The organism is Schumannella soli (assembly GCF_006517435.1).
Lineage (GTDB): Bacteria > Actinomycetota > Actinomycetes > Actinomycetales > Microbacteriaceae > Schumannella > Schumannella soli.
In genome coordinates, this window is record NZ_VHQG01000005.1 from 375129 (window position 1) to 392866 (window position 17738).

At 73.6% G+C, this 17738-nt stretch carries 15 protein-coding genes; 10 read left to right on the forward strand and 5 right to left on the reverse strand.

Features of this window, described 5'->3' with window-relative positions; all coding sequences use genetic code 11:
• The first annotated feature begins 139 nt into the window (after positions 1-139).
• A complete protein-coding gene (locus FJ657_RS16780) occupies positions 140-835 on the forward strand; it encodes a response regulator transcription factor (protein WP_219995949.1) in 696 nt (231 codons plus the stop codon).
• Positions 832-2286 (forward strand): sensor histidine kinase, encoded by a 1455-nt coding sequence (locus FJ657_RS16785; protein WP_141164846.1) that lies wholly within the window; start codon positions 832-834, stop codon positions 2284-2286. Before FJ657_RS16780 ends, FJ657_RS16785 begins: the two co-directional genes overlap by 4 nt.
• A 68-nt stretch (positions 2287-2354) precedes the next feature.
• Here the strand turns inward: FJ657_RS16785 and FJ657_RS16790 are convergent, their stop codons facing one another.
• A complete protein-coding gene (locus FJ657_RS16790) occupies positions 2355-2678 on the reverse strand; it encodes a hypothetical protein (protein WP_141164847.1) in 324 nt (107 codons plus the stop codon).
• A 147-nt stretch (positions 2679-2825) separates the two neighbouring features.
• Here FJ657_RS16790 and FJ657_RS16795 point away from each other — a divergent pair, with 147 nt between their 5' ends.
• The 4 genes from FJ657_RS16795 to FJ657_RS16810 all read left to right on the forward strand — a co-directional run bounded on the left by FJ657_RS16795 (position 2826) and on the right by FJ657_RS16810 (position 6837).
• The gene (locus FJ657_RS16795; RefSeq protein ID WP_141164848.1) at positions 2826-3218 is read left to right on the forward strand and encodes a DUF1801 domain-containing protein; all 393 of its coding nucleotides are present in this window, start codon (positions 2826-2828) and stop codon (positions 3216-3218) included.
• Between the two features lie 285 nt (positions 3219-3503).
• The gene (locus FJ657_RS16800; protein WP_141164849.1) at positions 3504-4916 is read left to right on the forward strand and encodes an aldehyde dehydrogenase family protein; all 1413 of its coding nucleotides are present in this window, start codon (positions 3504-3506) and stop codon (positions 4914-4916) included.
• A 174-nt stretch (positions 4917-5090) separates the two neighbouring features.
• Positions 5091-5861, forward strand: coding sequence for an SDR family NAD(P)-dependent oxidoreductase (locus FJ657_RS16805; protein ID WP_255447413.1), 771 nt, complete (start codon positions 5091-5093; stop codon positions 5859-5861).
• Between the two features lie 40 nt (positions 5862-5901).
• A complete protein-coding gene (locus FJ657_RS16810) occupies positions 5902-6837 on the forward strand; it encodes a methyltransferase family protein (protein ID WP_141164851.1) in 936 nt (311 codons plus the stop codon).
• A gap of 76 nt (positions 6838-6913) precedes the next feature.
• On the opposite strand, the gene FJ657_RS16815 is transcribed toward FJ657_RS16810, so the two are convergent.
• The gene (locus FJ657_RS16815) at positions 6914-8125 is read right to left on the reverse strand and encodes a RimK family alpha-L-glutamate ligase (protein ID WP_141164852.1); all 1212 of its coding nucleotides are present in this window, start codon (positions 8123-8125) and stop codon (positions 6914-6916) included.
• Positions 8126-8210: 85 nt separating this feature from the next.
• Between FJ657_RS16815 and FJ657_RS16820 the strand changes: the two genes are divergently transcribed.
• Both FJ657_RS16820 and FJ657_RS16825 read left to right on the forward strand, forming a co-directional pair.
• Positions 8211-8690, forward strand: coding sequence for an ATP-dependent zinc protease family protein (locus tag FJ657_RS16820; protein ID WP_255447415.1), 480 nt, complete (start codon positions 8211-8213; stop codon positions 8688-8690).
• A gap of 124 nt (positions 8691-8814) precedes the next feature.
• On the forward strand, positions 8815-9159 hold the full coding sequence (locus FJ657_RS16825) for a hypothetical protein (RefSeq protein WP_141164854.1): 345 nt from the start codon (positions 8815-8817) through the stop codon (positions 9157-9159).
• Positions 9160-9165: 6 nt separating this feature from the next.
• On the opposite strand, the gene FJ657_RS16830 is transcribed toward FJ657_RS16825, so the two are convergent.
• Positions 9166-9615: a MarR family winged helix-turn-helix transcriptional regulator gene (locus tag FJ657_RS16830; RefSeq protein ID WP_255447416.1), complete on the reverse strand. Its 450-nt coding sequence runs from the start codon at positions 9613-9615 to the stop codon at positions 9166-9168.
• A gap of 151 nt (positions 9616-9766) precedes the next feature.
• Entirely contained in the window at positions 9767-11692 is a 1926-nt protein-coding gene (locus FJ657_RS16835; RefSeq protein ID WP_141164855.1) for a DUF2207 family protein, read from the reverse strand.
• A 100-nt stretch (positions 11693-11792) separates the two neighbouring features.
• On the opposite strand from FJ657_RS16835, the gene tyrS reads away from it, so the two are divergent.
• Positions 11793-13094, forward strand: a complete 1302-nt coding sequence (gene tyrS, locus FJ657_RS16840) for a tyrosine--tRNA ligase (protein WP_141164856.1) — start codon at positions 11793-11795, stop codon at positions 13092-13094.
• A gap of 787 nt (positions 13095-13881) precedes the next feature.
• On the opposite strand, the gene FJ657_RS16845 is transcribed toward tyrS, so the two are convergent.
• Entirely contained in the window at positions 13882-15420 is a 1539-nt protein-coding gene (locus FJ657_RS16845) for a hypothetical protein (RefSeq protein WP_141164857.1), read from the reverse strand.
• 157 nt (positions 15421-15577) lie between these two features.
• Here FJ657_RS16845 and FJ657_RS16850 point away from each other — a divergent pair, with 157 nt between their 5' ends.
• Complete coding sequence (locus FJ657_RS16850; RefSeq protein WP_141164858.1) at positions 15578-17635, forward strand: hypothetical protein; 2058 nt, start codon at positions 15578-15580, stop codon at positions 17633-17635.
• The last annotated feature ends 103 nt before the right edge of the window (positions 17636-17738 follow it).

Below are 17738 nucleotides of genomic sequence, written 5' to 3' on the forward strand. Positions count from 1 at the left end.
CGTGAGAGTACGCACTCTGCGCCCCGACACGCGGTCGGGCGACGGCAGAGTGCGTGCTCTCGCGGAGCCCGGTATCAAGCCCGGTCCACGTCGGCGGCCGGCGCCTCGCCCTGCGGCGACCGGATGCCATGATGAGCCGGTGCGGGTGCTGCTGCTGGAAGACGACGACGCCCTGCGCGGGAGCATCGCGGCGGTGCTGCGCTCGCGTGGCGACGCGGTCGACGAGGCGGCGACTCTGGCCGAGGCGGACGAGCGGCTCTACATCACCGACTACGACGTGGCCGTGCTCGATCGCACCGTGCCGGGCGGCGACTCGGCGGCGCTGGCCCGCCGCGCCCGCGCCGACGGCGTGACGACGCCCATCCTCTTCTTGACCGCGCTCGACGGGATCGACCAGCGCGTCGCCGGCCTCGACGCGGGCGGCGACGACTACCTCGCGAAGCCCTTCGCGATGGCCGAGCTGCTGGCGCGGCTGCGCTCGCTCGGCCGCCGCAGCGCGAGTGTGCAGGCGCCGGTGCTGATGCTCGCCGACCTCGTCGTCGATCCCGCGCAGCTCACGGCGCAGCGCGGCGGCCGAGCGCTGACGCTCACCGCGAAGGAGATGGCGATCCTCGTCTACCTGCTGCGCAACGCCGGGCGCGTCGTCTCGCGCACCGAGCTGATCGAGCACTGCTGGGATGAGCACGCCGACCCGCGCTCGAACGTCGTCGACGTGCGGATGCGGCTGCTGCGGCAGAAGCTCGGCGAGCCGGCACTCGTGCACACGGTGCGCGGGGCCGGCTACGTCGCGCGCGAGCAGTCGGGCGACGACGACGCGGGCGCGGGGGCGGAGTGAGCACCCCGCGGCGCACCGCCGCATCCTCGAGCCCGCGTGCCGCGCTCCAGCGCCTTCACCGCAACCTCGCCCTGATCTTCGCGCTGAGCGCCCTGGTCGGCGTTGCCGCCTTCGCCGTGGTGCTCGTCGTCGTCGACACCCACGCCCGCGAGCGCGAGCTCGACAGCTTCCTGCAGGGCGAGGCCGGGCGCGCGGCGGGGCTCGTCTTCGGCACGAGCGCCGAACCCGACACGAGCGCGCTGACCGACGACATGCTGTTCGATCGCCCCGACGGCGCGCGCCCGGCGCGGCTCGTCGTCTTCGCTCGGGGCGGCGACCCGCGCGAGGTGCTCGACTCCGATCCCGATCTGACTCCGCACGCCGATCCGGCGGCCGGCGCCTCCGTTCCGTCGACCGATGCGCTCATCCCGATCGCCCGGCTGTCGATGTCCGACCCGGAGGAGAACGGAGTCCGCTCGACGCTGCCGCTCGGCCACACCACCGTGCGCGCGGTCGCGATGCCGTGGTTCTCCGACGGCGACGGACGTGAGGTCGCCGGCTCCGTCGTCGCGGTGGCGCCCGCCGTCTCCTGGACCACCGGACCGCTTCTCCTGCCGACGCTCGTCGGCGGAGCCGTGCTGGTGATCGTGCTCGCCGCCGTCGGCGCGCTGATCACGCGGCGCAGCATCCGCCCGGCCGTGGATGCGACGCAGCAGCGTGAGCGCTTCCTCGCTCTGGCGGCGCACGAGCTGCGCACCCCGTTGGCGCGCCTGCGCGCCGGGGCCGAGTCGCTCGAGCGCGGCGGGGTCGACCCGGTGCGGGCGGAGGTCGGCGGCTCAGCCGCCGACGGCGAGGACGGCGTCCGTGCCGAGGTCGGCCGCACGACCCCCGCCGTGCGCGAGCTCGTGTCGATCGCCGACGGCGCGAGCCGCGTGATCGACAATCTGCTGCTCGCGGCGCGCATCGACCAGGCGGAGGTGCCCGAGGTGCGGGAGCCCGTGCGGCTCGATCGGGTCGCCGCCGACGCCGAGCACCTCGACCCGAACGTGATCGTCGACGTCGCCGAGCCGCTCACGGTCGTCGGCGACCGCGACCTGCTGCGCCATCTGGTCGCCAACCTCGTCGAGAACGCCCGCCGCCACGGCACGGTGCCCGAGCGCCCGCCGCTCATCACGGTCGCGGTGTTCCGGCGTGCGGCGGCGGACGCCCGGTCGGGTGCGGGCGCGGGTGCGAGTGCCGGCGCGGATGCCATCGTGCTGCAGGTGCGCGACCTCGGCCCCGGCTTCCCGGCCGCACTCGACGTGACGCGCGAGTTCGTCACGAGCGGCAACGGCGGAACCGGTCTCGGCCTCTCGCTCGCGAGCTGGATCGCCCGCCGTCATTGCGCGACCCTCGCGATCGGCGCGAATGAGGTCGACGGCGTCGGCGGCCAGGTCGAGCTGGTCTTCCCGTCGGCGCCGTCGGCGAACTGAGCCGCGCCGCCGCGCTTCGAGCGCTCGCCCGGCCCCCGATCTCCCCCCTCGCGCACCGGCCGGCCCACTCACACCCCGTTGATCCCGCCGCTGCGCGCGTGCTGCGCCAGGAACACCTGGTGGGCCGCGAACGCGGCCGCGCGCAGCGTGCGGTAGTAGCCGATGAGCTTGCGGTCGCCGCTCTGCTCGGCCCAGGTGACGGCGCGGTAGCCGACCTCGCCGCCGATGCGCAGCATCCGGATGATCGCGTAGTCGCGCACCTGCGAGCGCATGACCCAGGTGCCGGGCTCGACCTCGTCGGCCGAGAGGATGGGATGCCACGCGGGGGAATAGCCGGAGCGGGCGCGCGCCGCCGCATCCAGCCCGTCCTGCACGCTGCCGTTGAGAGCCACGGTGTTCCTCGGATTCGGGAGCCGCGCGGACGCGCGGGCTCGGACAGGAGTGCGTCCGGCCACGCGTGATGCTCGGATGCTACGCCCGCCCGACGACACCGCGACCACCTGTTGACCCGCGCCCGCCCGCGCCGGGAAGCTGGCCGCATGCCCGCGAAGCACCGCACCGTCGACGAGTTCCGCGCCGCCCTCGAACCCGACGACCGGGCTCGCTTCGAGGGGATGCGCGCGCTGCTGCTCGAGGTCGAGCCGCGGCTGAGCGAGACGATCAAGTGGAACGCACCGAGCTACGACCTCGACGGCCGCGACCGGCTGACGTTCAACGTGATGAACCGGCAGCGCGAACTGCAGCTGCTGCTGCACCTCGGCGCGTCGCGCGCCGAGACCCGCGGCGGTGCGCCGATCGTCGACGACCCGGCCGGACTGGTGCGCTGGCTCTCCGACATCCGCGGCGTGCTCGGGGTGCCCGACCCGGCCGCGCTCGCCGAGCGGCGCGGCGACTACGCCGACCTGATCACGCGCTGGATCGCGGTTCCGTAGGGCCGCCCGGCCGCCATACCGCCCTCAGCCGGATCGGCGTGCCCGGCCAGCCCAGCGCTCAGCCGTACGACCTCGGGCGCTCTGCCGCCGCGCATCCCCGCGCCGGATGTCCCCGCCCGCAGGGGCCTTGCATCTGCGCGAACAAGCCGCCGCGGCGGCCTTGTCGCCCGCCGCCGGTCGTCGTTGACTCCCCTCGGGGCGCATCCCGCGTCCGCGCACCGCCGCACGATCCGACGAACCGCCCGTACCACCCGACGCACCGCCGCGTCCGAAGGAGATCCCGTCATGACCGACACCGCCACCTCGCTGCTCGACGCCGTGACCGTCCCCGAGGCGGAGGGGCGGGCGATCCCGGATGCGGCGACGCGCGAGATCATCGGCTACGCCCCGAACCACACGGTCGACGACCTCGAGGCCGCGATCGCGGCCGCCCGCGCCGCGCAGCCGGCCTGGAACGCCCTCGGCCACGCCGAGCGCAGCCGCCTGCTGAACCTCGTCGCCGACGAGATCGAGGCGAACGCCGATGAACTGGCGCTGATCCTGTCGCGCGAGCAGGGCAAGCCGCTCGACGGCCCGAACGCCCGCTTCGAGGTCGGCGCCTGCGCCGTCTGGACCCGCAACGCCGCCGACACCGTGCTCGAGCCGGAGGTCGTCTTCGAGGCGGGGGAGTCGCGCGCCGAGATCCACTACGACGCGCTCGGCGTCGTCGGGGCGATCGGCCCGTGGAACTGGCCGATGATGATCTCGGTCTGGCAGATCGCGCCGTCACTGCGCATGGGCAACACGGTCATCGTGAAGCCCTCGGGCTTCACCCCGCTGTCGGTGCTCGCGCTGGTCGAGATCTTCAACCGGCACCTGCCGGCGGATGTGCTGACCGTCATCACGGGCGAGCGCGGCGTCGCGTCGCGGCTGGCCGCGCATCCCGACATCGACAAGATCATGTTCACCGGCTCGACCCCGACCGGCCGCAGGATCGTGGAGTCGTCGGCGAACAACCTGGCCCGCCTCACGCTCGAGCTCGGCGGCAACGACGCCGGGATCGTGCTGCCGGGCACGGATGTGAAGGCCCACGCCGAGAACCTGTTCTGGGGCGCGTTCATCAACGGCGGCCAGACCTGCGCGGCGCTCAAGCGCCTCTACGTGCACGACTCGGTCTACGACGCGACGGTCGAGGCGCTCGGCGAGATCGCGCGCACCATCCCCTTCGGCCGCGGCACCGACGCCGGGAATGTGATCGGGCCGCTGCAGAACGAGGGGCAGTTCGACATCGTCAAGCGGCTGGTGGATGAGGCGGCCGCGGCCGGCGGGCGCGTCGTCGTCGGTGGCGCTCCGGCGCCGGAACTCGGCCCCTTGTTCTTCCAGCCGACGATCGTGGCCGACGTCAGCGACGGCGTCGCCCTGGTCGACGAGGAGCAGTTCGGCCCGGCCCTGCCGATCACCCGCTACACGGATGTCGAGGATGCGATCCGTCGAGCGAACGACAGCGAGGAGGGCCTCGGCGCCTCGGTCTGGTCGGACGATCGCGCCGCCGCGGTCGAGGTCGCGAAGCGTCTCGAGGCGGGCACGGTGTGGATCAACAGCCACGGCGGACTCAACCCGCAGGTGCCTTTCGGTGGCACGAAGTCGTCGGGCTACGGCCAGGAGTTCGGCGTCGCCGGCCTCAAGGGGGTCGCGGCGCCGAAGGTCATCAGCTACTGACGCCGATCTCAGCTCGCGCGGCCGGGTGAAGGTGGTTCACCCGGCCGCGCGGATGACGCCGCGCGGATGACGCCGCGCGGATGACGCTGCGCGGCGCCGCGGTCCGGCGGGCGATCGCGGATGACGCGACGTGGATTGTATGACAATCTTGCGGGTGACGAGCAAGGAGGCTCCGTGACCCGCACCCCCGCATCCCCGCTGCGCGACCGCATCGCCTTCGTGACCGGCGCGACGGGAGGGATCGGCGCCGCGAGCGCCGCGGCCCTCGCCCGCGACGGAGCCCAGGTCGTGCTGGCCGACCTCGACGCCGATGCGGGCGGCCGCCTCGTCGAGCAGCTCGGCGGAGCCGCGCACGCGACCTTCCTGCGGGTCGATGTGACCGATCCGGCCTCGGTCGACGGCGCGGTGGATGAGGTCGTGCGCCGCTTCGGCCGGCTCGACATCGCGCACAACAACGCCGGCGTCCAGTTCGCCGAGACGCTGCTCGCCGACACCCCGCTGGAGCAGTGGGACCGCATCATCGCGACGAACCTGTCGGGCGTCTTCTATTCGATGCGCGCCGAGATCGTCGCGATGCGCGCCGCCGGCGGCGGCAGCATCGTCAACACCGGATCGGTGCTCAGCGTGCGGGCGATGAAGCTGCACGGGGCCTACACCGCGGCGAAGCACGGGGTGATCGGCCTCACCAAGGCGGCTGCTCTCGAGTACTCGGCCGACGGAATCCGGGTCAACGCGGTTCTGCCGGGCGTGATCGACACCCCGATGGTGGCCCACCTCGCCGCGACGCTGCCCGGCTACCTCGAGGAGGTGACGTCGGGGCATCCGATCGGACGCATCGGCACGCCGGCCGAGATCGCCGAGGCCGTGGTCTGGCTCGCCTCGGATGCCGCCTCCTTCGTCACGGGAGCCTCGCTCGAGGCCGACGGCGGCTTCCTCGTCGCCTGAGCGCCGCTCGCCTCCGCCGCGTCGCTGATACCGTGCGACCGTGACCTGGGCTCGTGCGTACTTCGCCGTCCAGGCGGTGGCCGGAGCCCTCTGGTGGGTCGCGGTCTTCACGATTCCCGTCGTGCGCGACGTGACGCTCGGGTCACTCGACCCGGTCGCCGTCGCCGTGGCCGACATCCCGCTCTTCGTCGTCGCGTCGGCTCTCGCAGCGCTCCCCGGCCGTGCGACCGGCGCAGCGCCGAGCCGCGCGACCCGCGTCGCGGCCGTGATCGCGACGACCTGGACGGCCGTCGTCGCCCTCGGCCTGGCCGTCTACGCGACCGTCACGACCGAGGCCGGCTGGGGCGTGCTGATCATGGCCGCCGCGACCGGAGGCTCGCTCGTCGCGCTGACGGCGCTGCTGCTCGGCCGCATCCCGACGCGATGGATCATCAGCGGCCCCTTCGCGTTCCGGCCGCTGCGCCCCGATCTGCCCCTGGGCGCGACCGTCGCCTTGACGATCGCGCAGATGATCGTGTTCTGGGGCCTCTTCCTCATCGCCGGCCCGCTCGTGCTGCGGGCGCTCGAGCTGCGCTGGCGCGTGGATGCGACGCTGCCGCCGTCGGTCGCTCTCGGCGTCGCGATCCTCGGCGCGGTCGTCTTCGTGTTCGCCTCGGCGCTCGGCATCTGGTCGGCGGCGACGATGGCGCTCCTCGGACGCGGCACCCCGCTGCCCACGGCGATGGCGTCGTCGCTCGTCGTCGCGGGGCCGTACCGCTTCGTGCGCAACCCGATGGCGGTGGCCGGGATCGCGCAGGGCGCCGCCGTAGGCCTCGCGCTCGGATCGTGGGTCGTCGTCGCCTACGCCGTCACCGGCTCGCTCATCTGGAACTACGCGGTGCGTCCGCACGAGGAAGCCGACCTCGAAGCCCGCTTCGGCGACGGCTTCCGCCGCTACCGCGCGACGGTGCGCTGCTGGATCCCGCGCCTGCTCTGAGTTCCCGAGCGCGGGGTCCCGTTCCGAGTGCGGGGCGTCGTCACCGCGCGCTCGGAACGGAACCCCGCGCTCGCGCTCACTCGGTGTCGAGCACCTGCTCGGGAGCCGGGATCGGCGCCGCCGGCAGCTTGCGCACCTTCGCGCGGCGGCGACGGCGCTCGGGGATCATCGAGCGCATCTCCTCGAGCTTGCCGAAGCAGAGCAGTCGGTCGCCGGCCTCGAGCGTCACGCGGTTGCGCGGGTTCGGGATGACCTGGGTTCCGCGGTGCAGCGTCAGCACGGTGATGTCGCGCTCCGACAGGCTCGATTCGCCGATCGTCTTGCCGACGAAGTCGCCGTGGTTGTGCACGAGCAGCTCGGCGACGCCGTAGCCGGTCGAGACGCTGAGGCGCTGGCGCACGTCGATCTCGGGGAAGGCGACCTGGTTGGCGATGTAGTCGACGATCGCGCCCGCCACATCCAGCTGCGTCGCGGTCTCGATGCCCTGCAGGCCGGGGGAGGAGTTGACCTCCATGACCAGCGGCCCCTCCTCGCCCTCGAGCATGTCGACGCCGGCGACGCGCAGGCCCATGATCTGCGCCGAGCGCACGGCCGTCTGCTCGTACTCGGGCGAGAGCTCCACGCGCTCGACCGACCCGCCGCGGTGCACGTTCGAACGGAACTCGTCGCCCTCGGCCCGGCGGCGCATCGCCGCGACGACCCGGTCGCCGACGACGAGCGCGCGGATGTCGCGTCCGCGGCTCTCGCTCACGAAGCGCTGGATGAGCACGTTCTGGTTGGTCGAGTGCAGCGTCTCGATGATCGCCTCGGCGACCTTCACCTCGGGCGCGAGGATGACGCCGATGCCCTGGGTGCCCTGCAGCAGCTTGATCACGACGGGGGCGCCGCCGACCCGCTCGATCGCCGGGCGCACATCCGCGCGGTTGCGCACGAACGCGGTCGCAGGCATGCCGATGTTGTGGCGGGAGAGGATCTGCGTGGCCCGCAGCTTGTCGCGCGCGTTCGAGATGCCGTTGGCGGTATTGGGCGTGTAGACGTCCATCTGCTCGAACTGGCGCACGACGGCGGTGCCGAAGTAGGTGATGGATGCGCCGATGCGCGGCAGGATCGCGTCGTAGTCGCTGAGCTGCCTGCCGCGGAACTGCAGATCGGGCTCCTCACCCGAGAGGTCGATCGCGAACCGCAGCGTGTTGAGCACCTTGACCTCGTGGCCGCGCTGCTCGGCGGCGGCGCGCAGACGCTGGGTGGAGTAGGCGCGCGGGGCGCGCGACAGGATGGCGAGCTTCATCGACGAGACCGTTCAGTGGAGGGGGCTGAGGCGACGTGCTGCCGGCTTCGCGGCGAACACGGCGTCGTGCTGGGAGGATGGGACGGTGGGATCCCCTCATTCAAACACTGTCGCGGGCTGGCGCGAGTGGGTGCAGCTGCCGGATGTCGGGGTCCCCTGGATCAAGGCGAAGCTCGACACGGGTGCGACGACCTCCGCGATCCACGCCTACGACATCGAGCCCTTCGAGCGTGATGGCGCCGACTGGGTGCGGTTCACGATCCGACCCTGGCAGCGCTCGACCGAGGGCGAGGTCGTCGTCGAGAGCCCGGTCGTCGACCGTCGTCGCGTGCGCAGCTCGTCGGGGCACGCGCAGGCGCGCTACGTGGTCGAGATGCGGCTGATCCTGGCGGGTCGCGAGGTGACGATCGAGGTCACGCTGACGAACCGCGACCGGATGGGCTTCCGCATGCTGATCGGACGCGAGGCGCTGCGGCAGGGGTTCCTCGTCGACTCGGGTTCGTCGTACCTCGGCGGCAAGGCGCCCCGCGGGGCCCGCCGGCTCAACCGCGGTCTCGAGGTCTGAGCGGCCGCATCCGGCACCGCATTTAGCACGGATTCGCGTCCCTGTCACGCGGTGTTCAGTCGCTCCGAAGGTAGGTCATACTGACACCACGGCCGCAGTCGCGGTCCGTGATCCTGGAGGTGCCATGCCGTTCCGCACCAAGCCGATGCTGGAGGCCTGGATCGACGAGTTCAGCGGCCTCGGCTATCCCGCCCACGAGCTCATCCGCGTGCTCGATCAGGACGGCAGCGACGGCTCGGACACCGGTCTCATCACAGTCGGACTCAACGACGCCTCGACCGTCGTCTACCTCTCACCCGTCGCCCCGGGCGAGGCGCGCTGGCTGATCACCTTCGAGGGCCGCGAGGAGACCTTCGCGCTCACCCCGGCCGAGACCTCGCGCCTGTCGGCCGAGCTGGCGATGGTCTCGACGCTGTGCGCCTTCCTCGAGGCGAAGTCGACCGCGTACATCGAGTCGCACGCGGCCTGAGTCGCCTCAGCGCGTCAGCGCCCCCAGCAGTCGCTCCAGCAGCGCCGTCGCCGCGGCGACATCGTGCGCGTCGCTGTCGACGATCGCCTGCTCGAGCTCGCGGTCGATCGCGGTGAGGGTGCTCCACGGCTCGGCGTCGAGGTCGATGGATGCCGTGAGGTGGGTCGCGCGGCGGTCGGTCTCGTCGGCCTCGCGACTGACGACGCCGCGGCGCACGAGCCGGTCGGTGAGGGTCGTGACGCCGGCGGAGGTGATGCCGAGGTACTCGCGCAGCACACCGGGTCGCACGCCGGGGTTCAGGGCGATGTACTCGAGCGCGCGGGCATCCTGCTGACTGATCTGCAGCTTCTCGCGCGCCGCCGTCATCGCCGTCGCGCGCAGGTCGGCGTGGGCGTGCAGCGCACGGAGCAGGCGCGAGGTCTCCGGGGGCGTCGGGGATGCGCCGGTATCGCTCACATTCCGATAGTAGGCCGGTGCGAGCTTCCCTCGGGCCGCACCCGGCTCACGCCCAGGACACGTGTCGGTCGTGCTCGGGACGTCGGCGGATGCGCGGCGCGGATACGGCACCGCTCCTGCACGCGATGCTGCGCCGCGCGAGGAGACGGGGTCAGCGACCGCCGCCGCCTCCGCCGCCGAAGCCGCCGCCCGAGAAGCCGCCTCCCGACGAGCCGCTGCTGAATCCGCCGCCTCCGCCCGAGCTGGACCACGAGCTCGACGGCTCCGGGGGAGTGGTCGCGAACTGGCTGGTGTTGTTCGCCACCTGGAATGCGCTGAGGTTCCAGAGCACGCCGGGGGAGACGAGTCCGTCGCCCGACTGCGGCGGGGTGGTCGCGTAGCGATCGCCGAGCACCTTCGCCCAGCTTGCCTCGACGCCGAGGATCATCGCCCACGGCAGCAGCTCCTCGTAGAGGCGCACGACCTGCGCGGGGTCGTTCGGGTCGACGCGGCGGCGCTCCGCTCCGGTGACGCTCTGCAGCACCTTGAGGCGCTCCTCCTCGGCCACGGTGAGGTAGAGCTTGAGGCCCTCGAGCTTCTCGTGCAGGAGGCTTCCCTCGCGGGTGCGGCGCACGGGCGGCACCGAGAGGATGAGCGTCACGATCGCGAGCAGGATCCCGCCGATCGCGCCGAGGAAGACGGAGGGGGCGCGCACCGCGTTCACCCCGGCCCAGCCGAGCAGCAGCACGGCGGCGACGATCACGACGAGGGCGATGACCCGCACGAGCCGGCCGCCGGCGCCTCCGGCGACGCGCCGGCGCAGCCCGAACTCGGCGAGCCGGCTGCGTGCGCCCGAGCCGAGTCCGGTGATCCGGTCGCCGATGTTCTGGTCGTCCCGGTCGAGCACGAAGCGCTGACCCGCGGTGGGCACCTGGCCGAGCAGCGCGGTCATCGCCCACCAGTCGTCCTGGTTCGTGATCGCCTCGGGCTTCACCACATCCACCCGGTAGCGCCGCGACTCGACCTCCTCGGGCTGGTCGACGAGCCGGGTCGCGCCCGAGACGGCGGTCTGCACGAGCAGCGCCGGCAGCCCCGTCCAGGACCGCTCGGCGAAGGCGGCGGCGGGCATGATGCCGAGGCCCTCCGGCGCCTCGTACTCGGCGATGACGATGCCGCGACCGGGCGCATCCTTCCAGCGCGTCGTGCGCACCACGATCACGGCGACGAGGCCGACCACGCCGAGGCCGAGCACGAGCCACGGCACGATCGTCGCCAGCGGCGAGTCGTTGGGGCTGGCCGGAACCATGAACGTGCCGTCGCGGAATCCGACCGAGAGGGTGATGTTCTGCCGGGCCGCGATCGGACCGCCGCTCGCCGTGAAGCCGTCATCGGTGCGCGTGGCCGAGCAGCGGTCGGTCGATCCCTGCGCGCCGATGTAGCAGGTCGCGTCGCCGGTGAGCCGCGCCTCGAGCGCGGAGTCGAGGTGCAGGTTCGCGGTCACGGTGCCGAAGCTCTGGTCCCAGCCGGTGCCGTTGACGTTCGGCGAGAACTCCTGCACCGAGCTCGTCGCCTGGTTGATCACGTTCTTCATCGTGTAGGTGATGACGTAGGTCGTGCGGCCGTGCACGTAGCTGTCGTCGCCGACCGCGATCTCGAGGAAGCCGTCGTTCGTGTCGGTCTCGAACGGCACCTGGTCGCCGGTCTCGGTGGTCACCGACTCGACCCGCGGGCTGAGCGGGATGCTGAAGCGGGTGTCGCGCAGTGGCAGCGCGCGGATGATGCCGCGATTCTGGTCGTAGTCGGGGAACAGCGCGATGAACGTCTCGACGGCCTTCATCTGCGCGCGGCCGTCCTTGTCGCGGGTGACCGTGTAGTCGGCGGTCATCGACTCGAAGGTGAAGTCGGCGACGCCGGCCGGCAGGGCGGCGCGGGCGGCAGCGGCCGGAGCGAGAGCGCCTGGGGCGGCGGCTGGGGCGAAAGCGGCGGGCGCTGCGGCCGACGCCGGCGATGCGGATGCGGGCGCCCCGCCGGTCAAGGCGAGCCCGGTTCCCGCGAACGCGGTCACGGCGACGAGCAGACTGAGGATTCTCCGCTTCACCCTCCGACCCTAACCAGCGCCGACGACGCGGCGAGAGCGATCCGCGCACGACGATGCGGATGCGCCGCGCCGCCCATCCCCTCTCCGCTAGCCTCGTCGGGTGTCTGCGACCGTCTCTCCCGTCATCCCTGTGAACGATGAGAGCTTCGACGGCGTCTGGGACGAGCTGGTCTGGCGCGGCCTCGTGCACGTGTCGACCGACGCCGAGGCGCTGAGAGAGCTCCTGCACGGCGAGCCGATCTCCTATTACTGCGGTTTCGACCCGACCGCGCCGAGCCTGCACCTCGGCAACCTGGTGCAGCTGCTCGTGCTGCGTCGGCTCCAGCTCGCCGGGCACACGCCCTTCGGCCTCGTCGGCGGGTCGACGGGTCTCATCGGCGACCCGCGCCCGACGGCCGAGCGCACCCTCAACACGCGCGAGACCGTGTCGGAGTGGGTCACCCGTCTGCGCGGCCAGGTCGAGCGCTTCCTCTCCTTCGAGGGCGAGAACGCGGCCCAGCTGGTCAACAACCTCGACTGGACGGCGCCGCTCAGCGCGATCGACTTCCTGCGCGAGATCGGCAAGCACTTCCGCGTCGGCACGATGCTGAAGAAGGATGCGGTGGCCACGCGCCTGAACAGCGACGCCGGCATCAGCTACACCGAGTTCAGCTACCAGATCCTGCAGGGCCTCGACTACCTCGAGCTGTTCCGCACGCGTCAGGTGGTGCTGCAGACCGGCGGAAGCGACCAGTGGGGCAACCTGACTTCGGGCGTCGACCTGATCCACCGCGTCGAGGGCGCCTCGGTGCACGCGATCGGCACGCCGCTGATCACGAACTCCGACGGCACGAAGTTCGGCAAGAGCGAGGGCAACGCGATCTGGCTCGACGCCGACATGTGCTCGCCCTACGCGATGTACCAGTTCTGGCTCAACACGGCCGACTCGGATGTCGTCGACCGCCTCAAGGTCTTCACCTTCCTTAAGCGGGCCGAGATCGAGGAGTACGCGCGCCTCGTCGCCGAGGAGCCCTTCCGTCGCGCCGCGCAGCTGCGCCTGGCGCAGGAGGTCACGGCGTTCGTGCACGGGCCCGAGGCCGCTGCGGCCGCCATCGACGCGAGTCGGGCGCTGTTCGGCGACGGCGACCTGGGCGAGCTGGATGCGGCGACCCTCGCGGCCGCCGTCGCCGAGCTGCCGAGCGCGGATGCGGCATCCGCCGACACCGTGCTCTCGGCCCTCGTGTCGACCGGGCTGACGTCGAGTGCGAGCGACGCGCGCCGCGCGATCTCGCAGGGCGGCGTCTACCTCAACAACGCGAAGGTGGCGGATGCGGAGGCGACCTTCGAGGGCGCCGCGCTCGCCGGCGGCGTCGCGGTGCTGCGCCGCGGGAAGAAGACACTGGCCGGGGTGCGCCTCGGTTGAGTCCGGGAGTGTGCTGAGCGATCCCGCGCGGGGTGGCGACTATTCTGACGACGCGATTCCCGACATCGCGGTGAGAAGGACTGTTCATGGCGGATGACGACGCCGCACGCGAGCGTGCCGAACTGGCGCGACGGCTCGCGGCAGCGCCCCCGCCGTCGCCGGAGCCGTCGGAGCCGGAGGGGTCGGATGCTGCCGCCGGCGACGCCGACGGCGATCGTGCCGCCGACCGCGGGCGGCTGACGCCGCCGCCGTTCAGCGTCCCGCCCGGGCTGCAGTACCCCCGCCCGTCGGCTCCGGAGCAGTCTGCGCCGTCGGGCCGTCGCGCGGCGCCGGTGCCCGCCGATTCGACACCGCCTGGTGCGGGTGCTCCGCCCGCGGATGAGCCTCCCGCTCCGCCGTCGACGGCGGCCGCCTGGCGTCCTGCCGCGGCGCCGTCGTTCGCGGCCCCCGCTCCTTCGGCGGCGCCCTCGCCCGACTCGGCGAGCGCGAACGGGGCTCCGGGAGCGCCGGGATCCTCGCCGTCGGCGGCGCCCGGCTTCCCCGCCGAGCCGACCAGCACGATCCGGCCGAGTGCCGCTGCGGCCCCGAGCAGTGCGCCGGCGCCGGGCGTTCCCGATGCCGCGAGCACGGCCGGATCCCCGAACGCGTCCGCGGAGGCGGGTGCGGCGACCCCGCCCGACGCCGCGCCGAGTCCCGCCCGCGCCGCCGCCCCGAGCGCCGCCGGTCAGTCGGACGGCGCCCCGTCGGGCCCGCGCCGCGGCACCTGGGTTCCGTCGACCGCGCCGGCTCAGTCCGGAACGCCGTCCGCCGCGGCCGTTCCGTCGTCGGCGCCGCCCGCCGGGGCCGCACCGACCGCGCCCGCGGCACCTCTCGCACCCGCATCCGGCACGGACGCGCCGGCACCCGCCGCGGACGCGCCGGCACGTCCCGCGACTTCGACCGGCCCGGACTCCGATCGCATCGCGGCCCCGGACGCGACCTCGACGCCGGACGCGACCTCGACCTCGGCGGGGCCCCCGCCCTCGGCGGGCGCCGACGCCGCGCCCGAGCCGTTCGCGCGCCCGCTCTTCGGCGGCTCGGATGCCGTCCCTCCGCCGACCCCGGTGGTCGGCGGCTCGGACGCCGCCCCTCCGGCGAGCCCGGACCAGCGCCCCGCCGCCGTTCCGCCCGCGTCCTCGAGCGTCGTCGCCTCGCCGACGCCGGCCGCGCCGTCCGCTTCCGACGCAGCGAATGCTGCGCCGTCCGCTTCCGGCGTCGCGAATGCCGCGCCCGAGCACTCGGGTCCGACGTCCTTCGCCCCGCCGCCCGCCACGCAGACCTCGTCTGTCGCCGCGACCGCGACGGAGCCCTCGCGTCCGACCTCGTGGCCGACGTCCGCGCCCGCGAGTTCCCCGGGCTCGCCGGATTCCGTGCCCGCTGCCGGCAGCGTCGGCTCCGGCGCGAGCGCGGGGGAGCCCGCGAACCAGACTCCGCCGTCCGCGTCCGCGTCCGCGCCCGCGTCGCCGCAGGCCGGCGCCCTGTCAGCCGACGCGAACACCGCAGCCCAGCAGCCGAGCGCGCTCCCGTCGACCGAGTCCGCCCCGGCGGCCTCCCCGGTCACCCCGCCCGCCGCCGCGGGCGCGGCATCCGCCAGTTCAGGTGCGCCGGCGCCCGCGTCGCCGACGTCCCTCGACTCGCCGGCACAGGTCACTCCGCCCGCCGCCGCGACCACCCCGCCCACCGCCGCGAGCGCGGCATCCGCCAGCTCGACTGCGCCGTCGCCCGCGTCGCCGGCCTCCTCTGACTCGCCGACGCAGGTCACTCCGCCCGTCGCCGGGACCACGCCGGCCGCCGACTCGACCGCGCCGTCGCCGTCATGGTCGACCGTGCCTGATTCCGACACGCGGCCCGCCCCCGGAACAGCCGGCCCCGCGAACGGAGCGGCGCCGACTCCTCCGGCATCCGGTCTGGCGACTCCGCCGACGGCGCCGACGGCGCCGAGCGACGGCGATCTGCTCGCGTCCTTCTCGCGTTCCGCGGCGGAGCCCTCGTCGCCCGCACCGACCGAGCCCCCGACCGCACCGAGCGACGAGAGCGACACGGCGACCCGGGTGATCCCCGTTCCGCCATCGGACCCGGCTCCGGCGGGCGCGCCCGCCCGCGACGCCGCCGGCGACCGCAGCTCGACACCGACCGGTGCGGTCACTCCGGAAACGCCCGGCGCCCCGGTGCGACCGGACGCCGGCGCCCCCGCGCACGAGCCGACGACGCCGTCGCGCGACACCGACGGTCCTGTGGTCCCGCCGTTCGACGAGTCCCAGACGTCGACGCGGGTGATCCCGCGCATCCCTTCTCCGGTGCCCGTCCCGCCGATCGACGCCCCGCAGGCTGCGGTGTCGGCGGCATCGGCTGCTGCATCGGGTCCGGATGCGGCAGAGCCCGCGCGCACGGCCCCGCCCGCCGCGTCCGATCTTCCGGCCGCCGGCGCTTCCGCCGACGCGACGGTGACCGCCGACCGTGCGGCGCGTCCGGCCACGGCGGAGACGCGCGAAGAGCAGTCGACCCGTGCTGCCCCGGGAACCGCACCTACCGCTCCGGCAGATCTCGCGGCCGGCGACCGCGCGAGCGCGCCCGCTGACACGCCGCTCGACGACCAGCCGAGTCGACCTGCCGCGGATGCCGCGACGGCCGCGCCGGTGAGCCCTCCGGGCGGCGTCGCTCCCGCCGACCGCGCAGTCGCTCCCGCTGACGCGCCGCTCGACGACCAGCCGAGTCGACCCGTCGCGGATGCCCGCATCGCGCTCGAGACCGCTCTCCGTCCCGACGAAGCGGCGTCCACTCCCCGCGAGACTGTCGACCCGACCCCCGCCCCGGCGTCCCCGGAGGCGTCGCCCGCGGCCGCGTCGGCTGCGCCCGTCCCGCCGCCGCTGCACGAACCGGAGCCGAGCGACAGCGGCATCCGGTCGTGGTTCCTCCCCGGCGGAGCGGCGAGTCCCTCGCCATCCCCCGCGTCGACACCTCAGCCGACCGCGCAGACCCCGTCCGATACGGTACCGCCCGCCCTCGACGAGCCCGCCCTTGACAAGCCGGACCCCGACGCCTCCGCCGCGCCGCCCGTTCCCGCCGCCTCGACGCCGTCGGCGGCATCCGCGCCCGCGCGGCCGGCGACGGCCGCCGACCCGTTCGGGGATGCGGATTCCTCGTCGCCCGGCATCGCCTTCGCCGCGCGACGCCCTGACGGGGCCGTCGACGCGTCCTCGGCCGAACCCGCAGCCGCGGGAGAGCCGACCGACGCGGTCGAGGTCCTGTTCGGCGAGCTCGACATCGATCCGATCACCGGTTCGGTCGTGATCCCCGGGGCCGCGCTCGACGGGGACGTCGACGACGTCCCCGCAGCGCCCGAGTCGTCGCCCCGCGGGCGAGTCGGCGCACTGCTCCGTCGTCTCACGGGTCGCGACGCGGCTGTCGACGCCGATGAGCAGCCCGTCGGCGGACAGCCGGGGGATGCCGACCCGCTGACAGCTGTGCCGTCGGATGCCGCGGTTGGCGACGACGACGCGGCGCCGGCGACGCGGGCGTTCGACCTCGACGACATCGCCGACTTCGATCCCGCTCCCGAACTCGGCCGCGCGTCGGAGTCGGAGCAGGAGCCCGCGGCGACGAAGCTGATCGACACGGTCGCGATCCCCGACGTCGAACCCGAACCCGATCCCGAACCTGTCCCGGCGCCTGCGGAGGATGTTCCGGCGGCGACGTCGCTGCACACCTCGATCGTCGAACCCGATGTCGCCGACCGCCCGAGCTCGTCGCCGATCGAGGGCGGCTCGATGCACGCGGACCACCGGACGGGCTCGCACGATCCTCAGCCCTCGCCCGCGACGGCGCCCGCCATGGCGACTCCGGAGGCGAACCGCACGCGGCCCGTCGACCGGGCCGGCCTGCCGTCGGTCGCCGCCGACGGAGCACCCCGCTTCGGTCTCGCTCCGACGACCGAGCCGGACCCCGGGCACAGCACAATCCTCGAGCGCATCGCCTTCGGCGCGTCGTTCGTTCTCGCGCCGATCGGACTGGCGGCGAACATCGTGCTCGGCGTGCTCAGCATGCGTCGACGGGGATGGACCCATCGCCTGACGAGCGCCGGCGTCGCTGTCGGCGTGGTGATGTCGATCGTCGGCGGGGGCGCGATCGCTCTCGGCGACGGCGTCGCTCAGGATGCGATCGACCATCGCGCAACTCGTGCCGATTCCGGGGCGATGTGCCACCTCATCGATACCGAGCCGGTCGGCGCCGAGCAGACCGACTTCGGTTGGCCGGCGGCGCAGGCATCGATCCCCGAATCCGTCGCGGCCGCGCAGGCGTTCGTGGACCGATGGGATGCGGTGGCCGCGGTGGCCCCCTCGGGCATCCGTGCCGAGGTCACCCAGATCGCCGGGATCGGACGCGAGCTCCTCGCGCAGATCCAGGAGACCCAGACCGCCGACGACGCCGTCGCGCAGCAGCGCCTCTCGGCGCTGCGCGACCAGTCGGGTGTGCCCGCCTGGATCGCCGACTACTGCTCCTGATCGCAGCCGATCGCCGGATTCCGGGGCGACACGCCCGGGATGTGCGGCCGATTCGGCAGCGGCCCGAGACGTACGTAAAGTAATCCCTCGTCAGCCCAAAGGT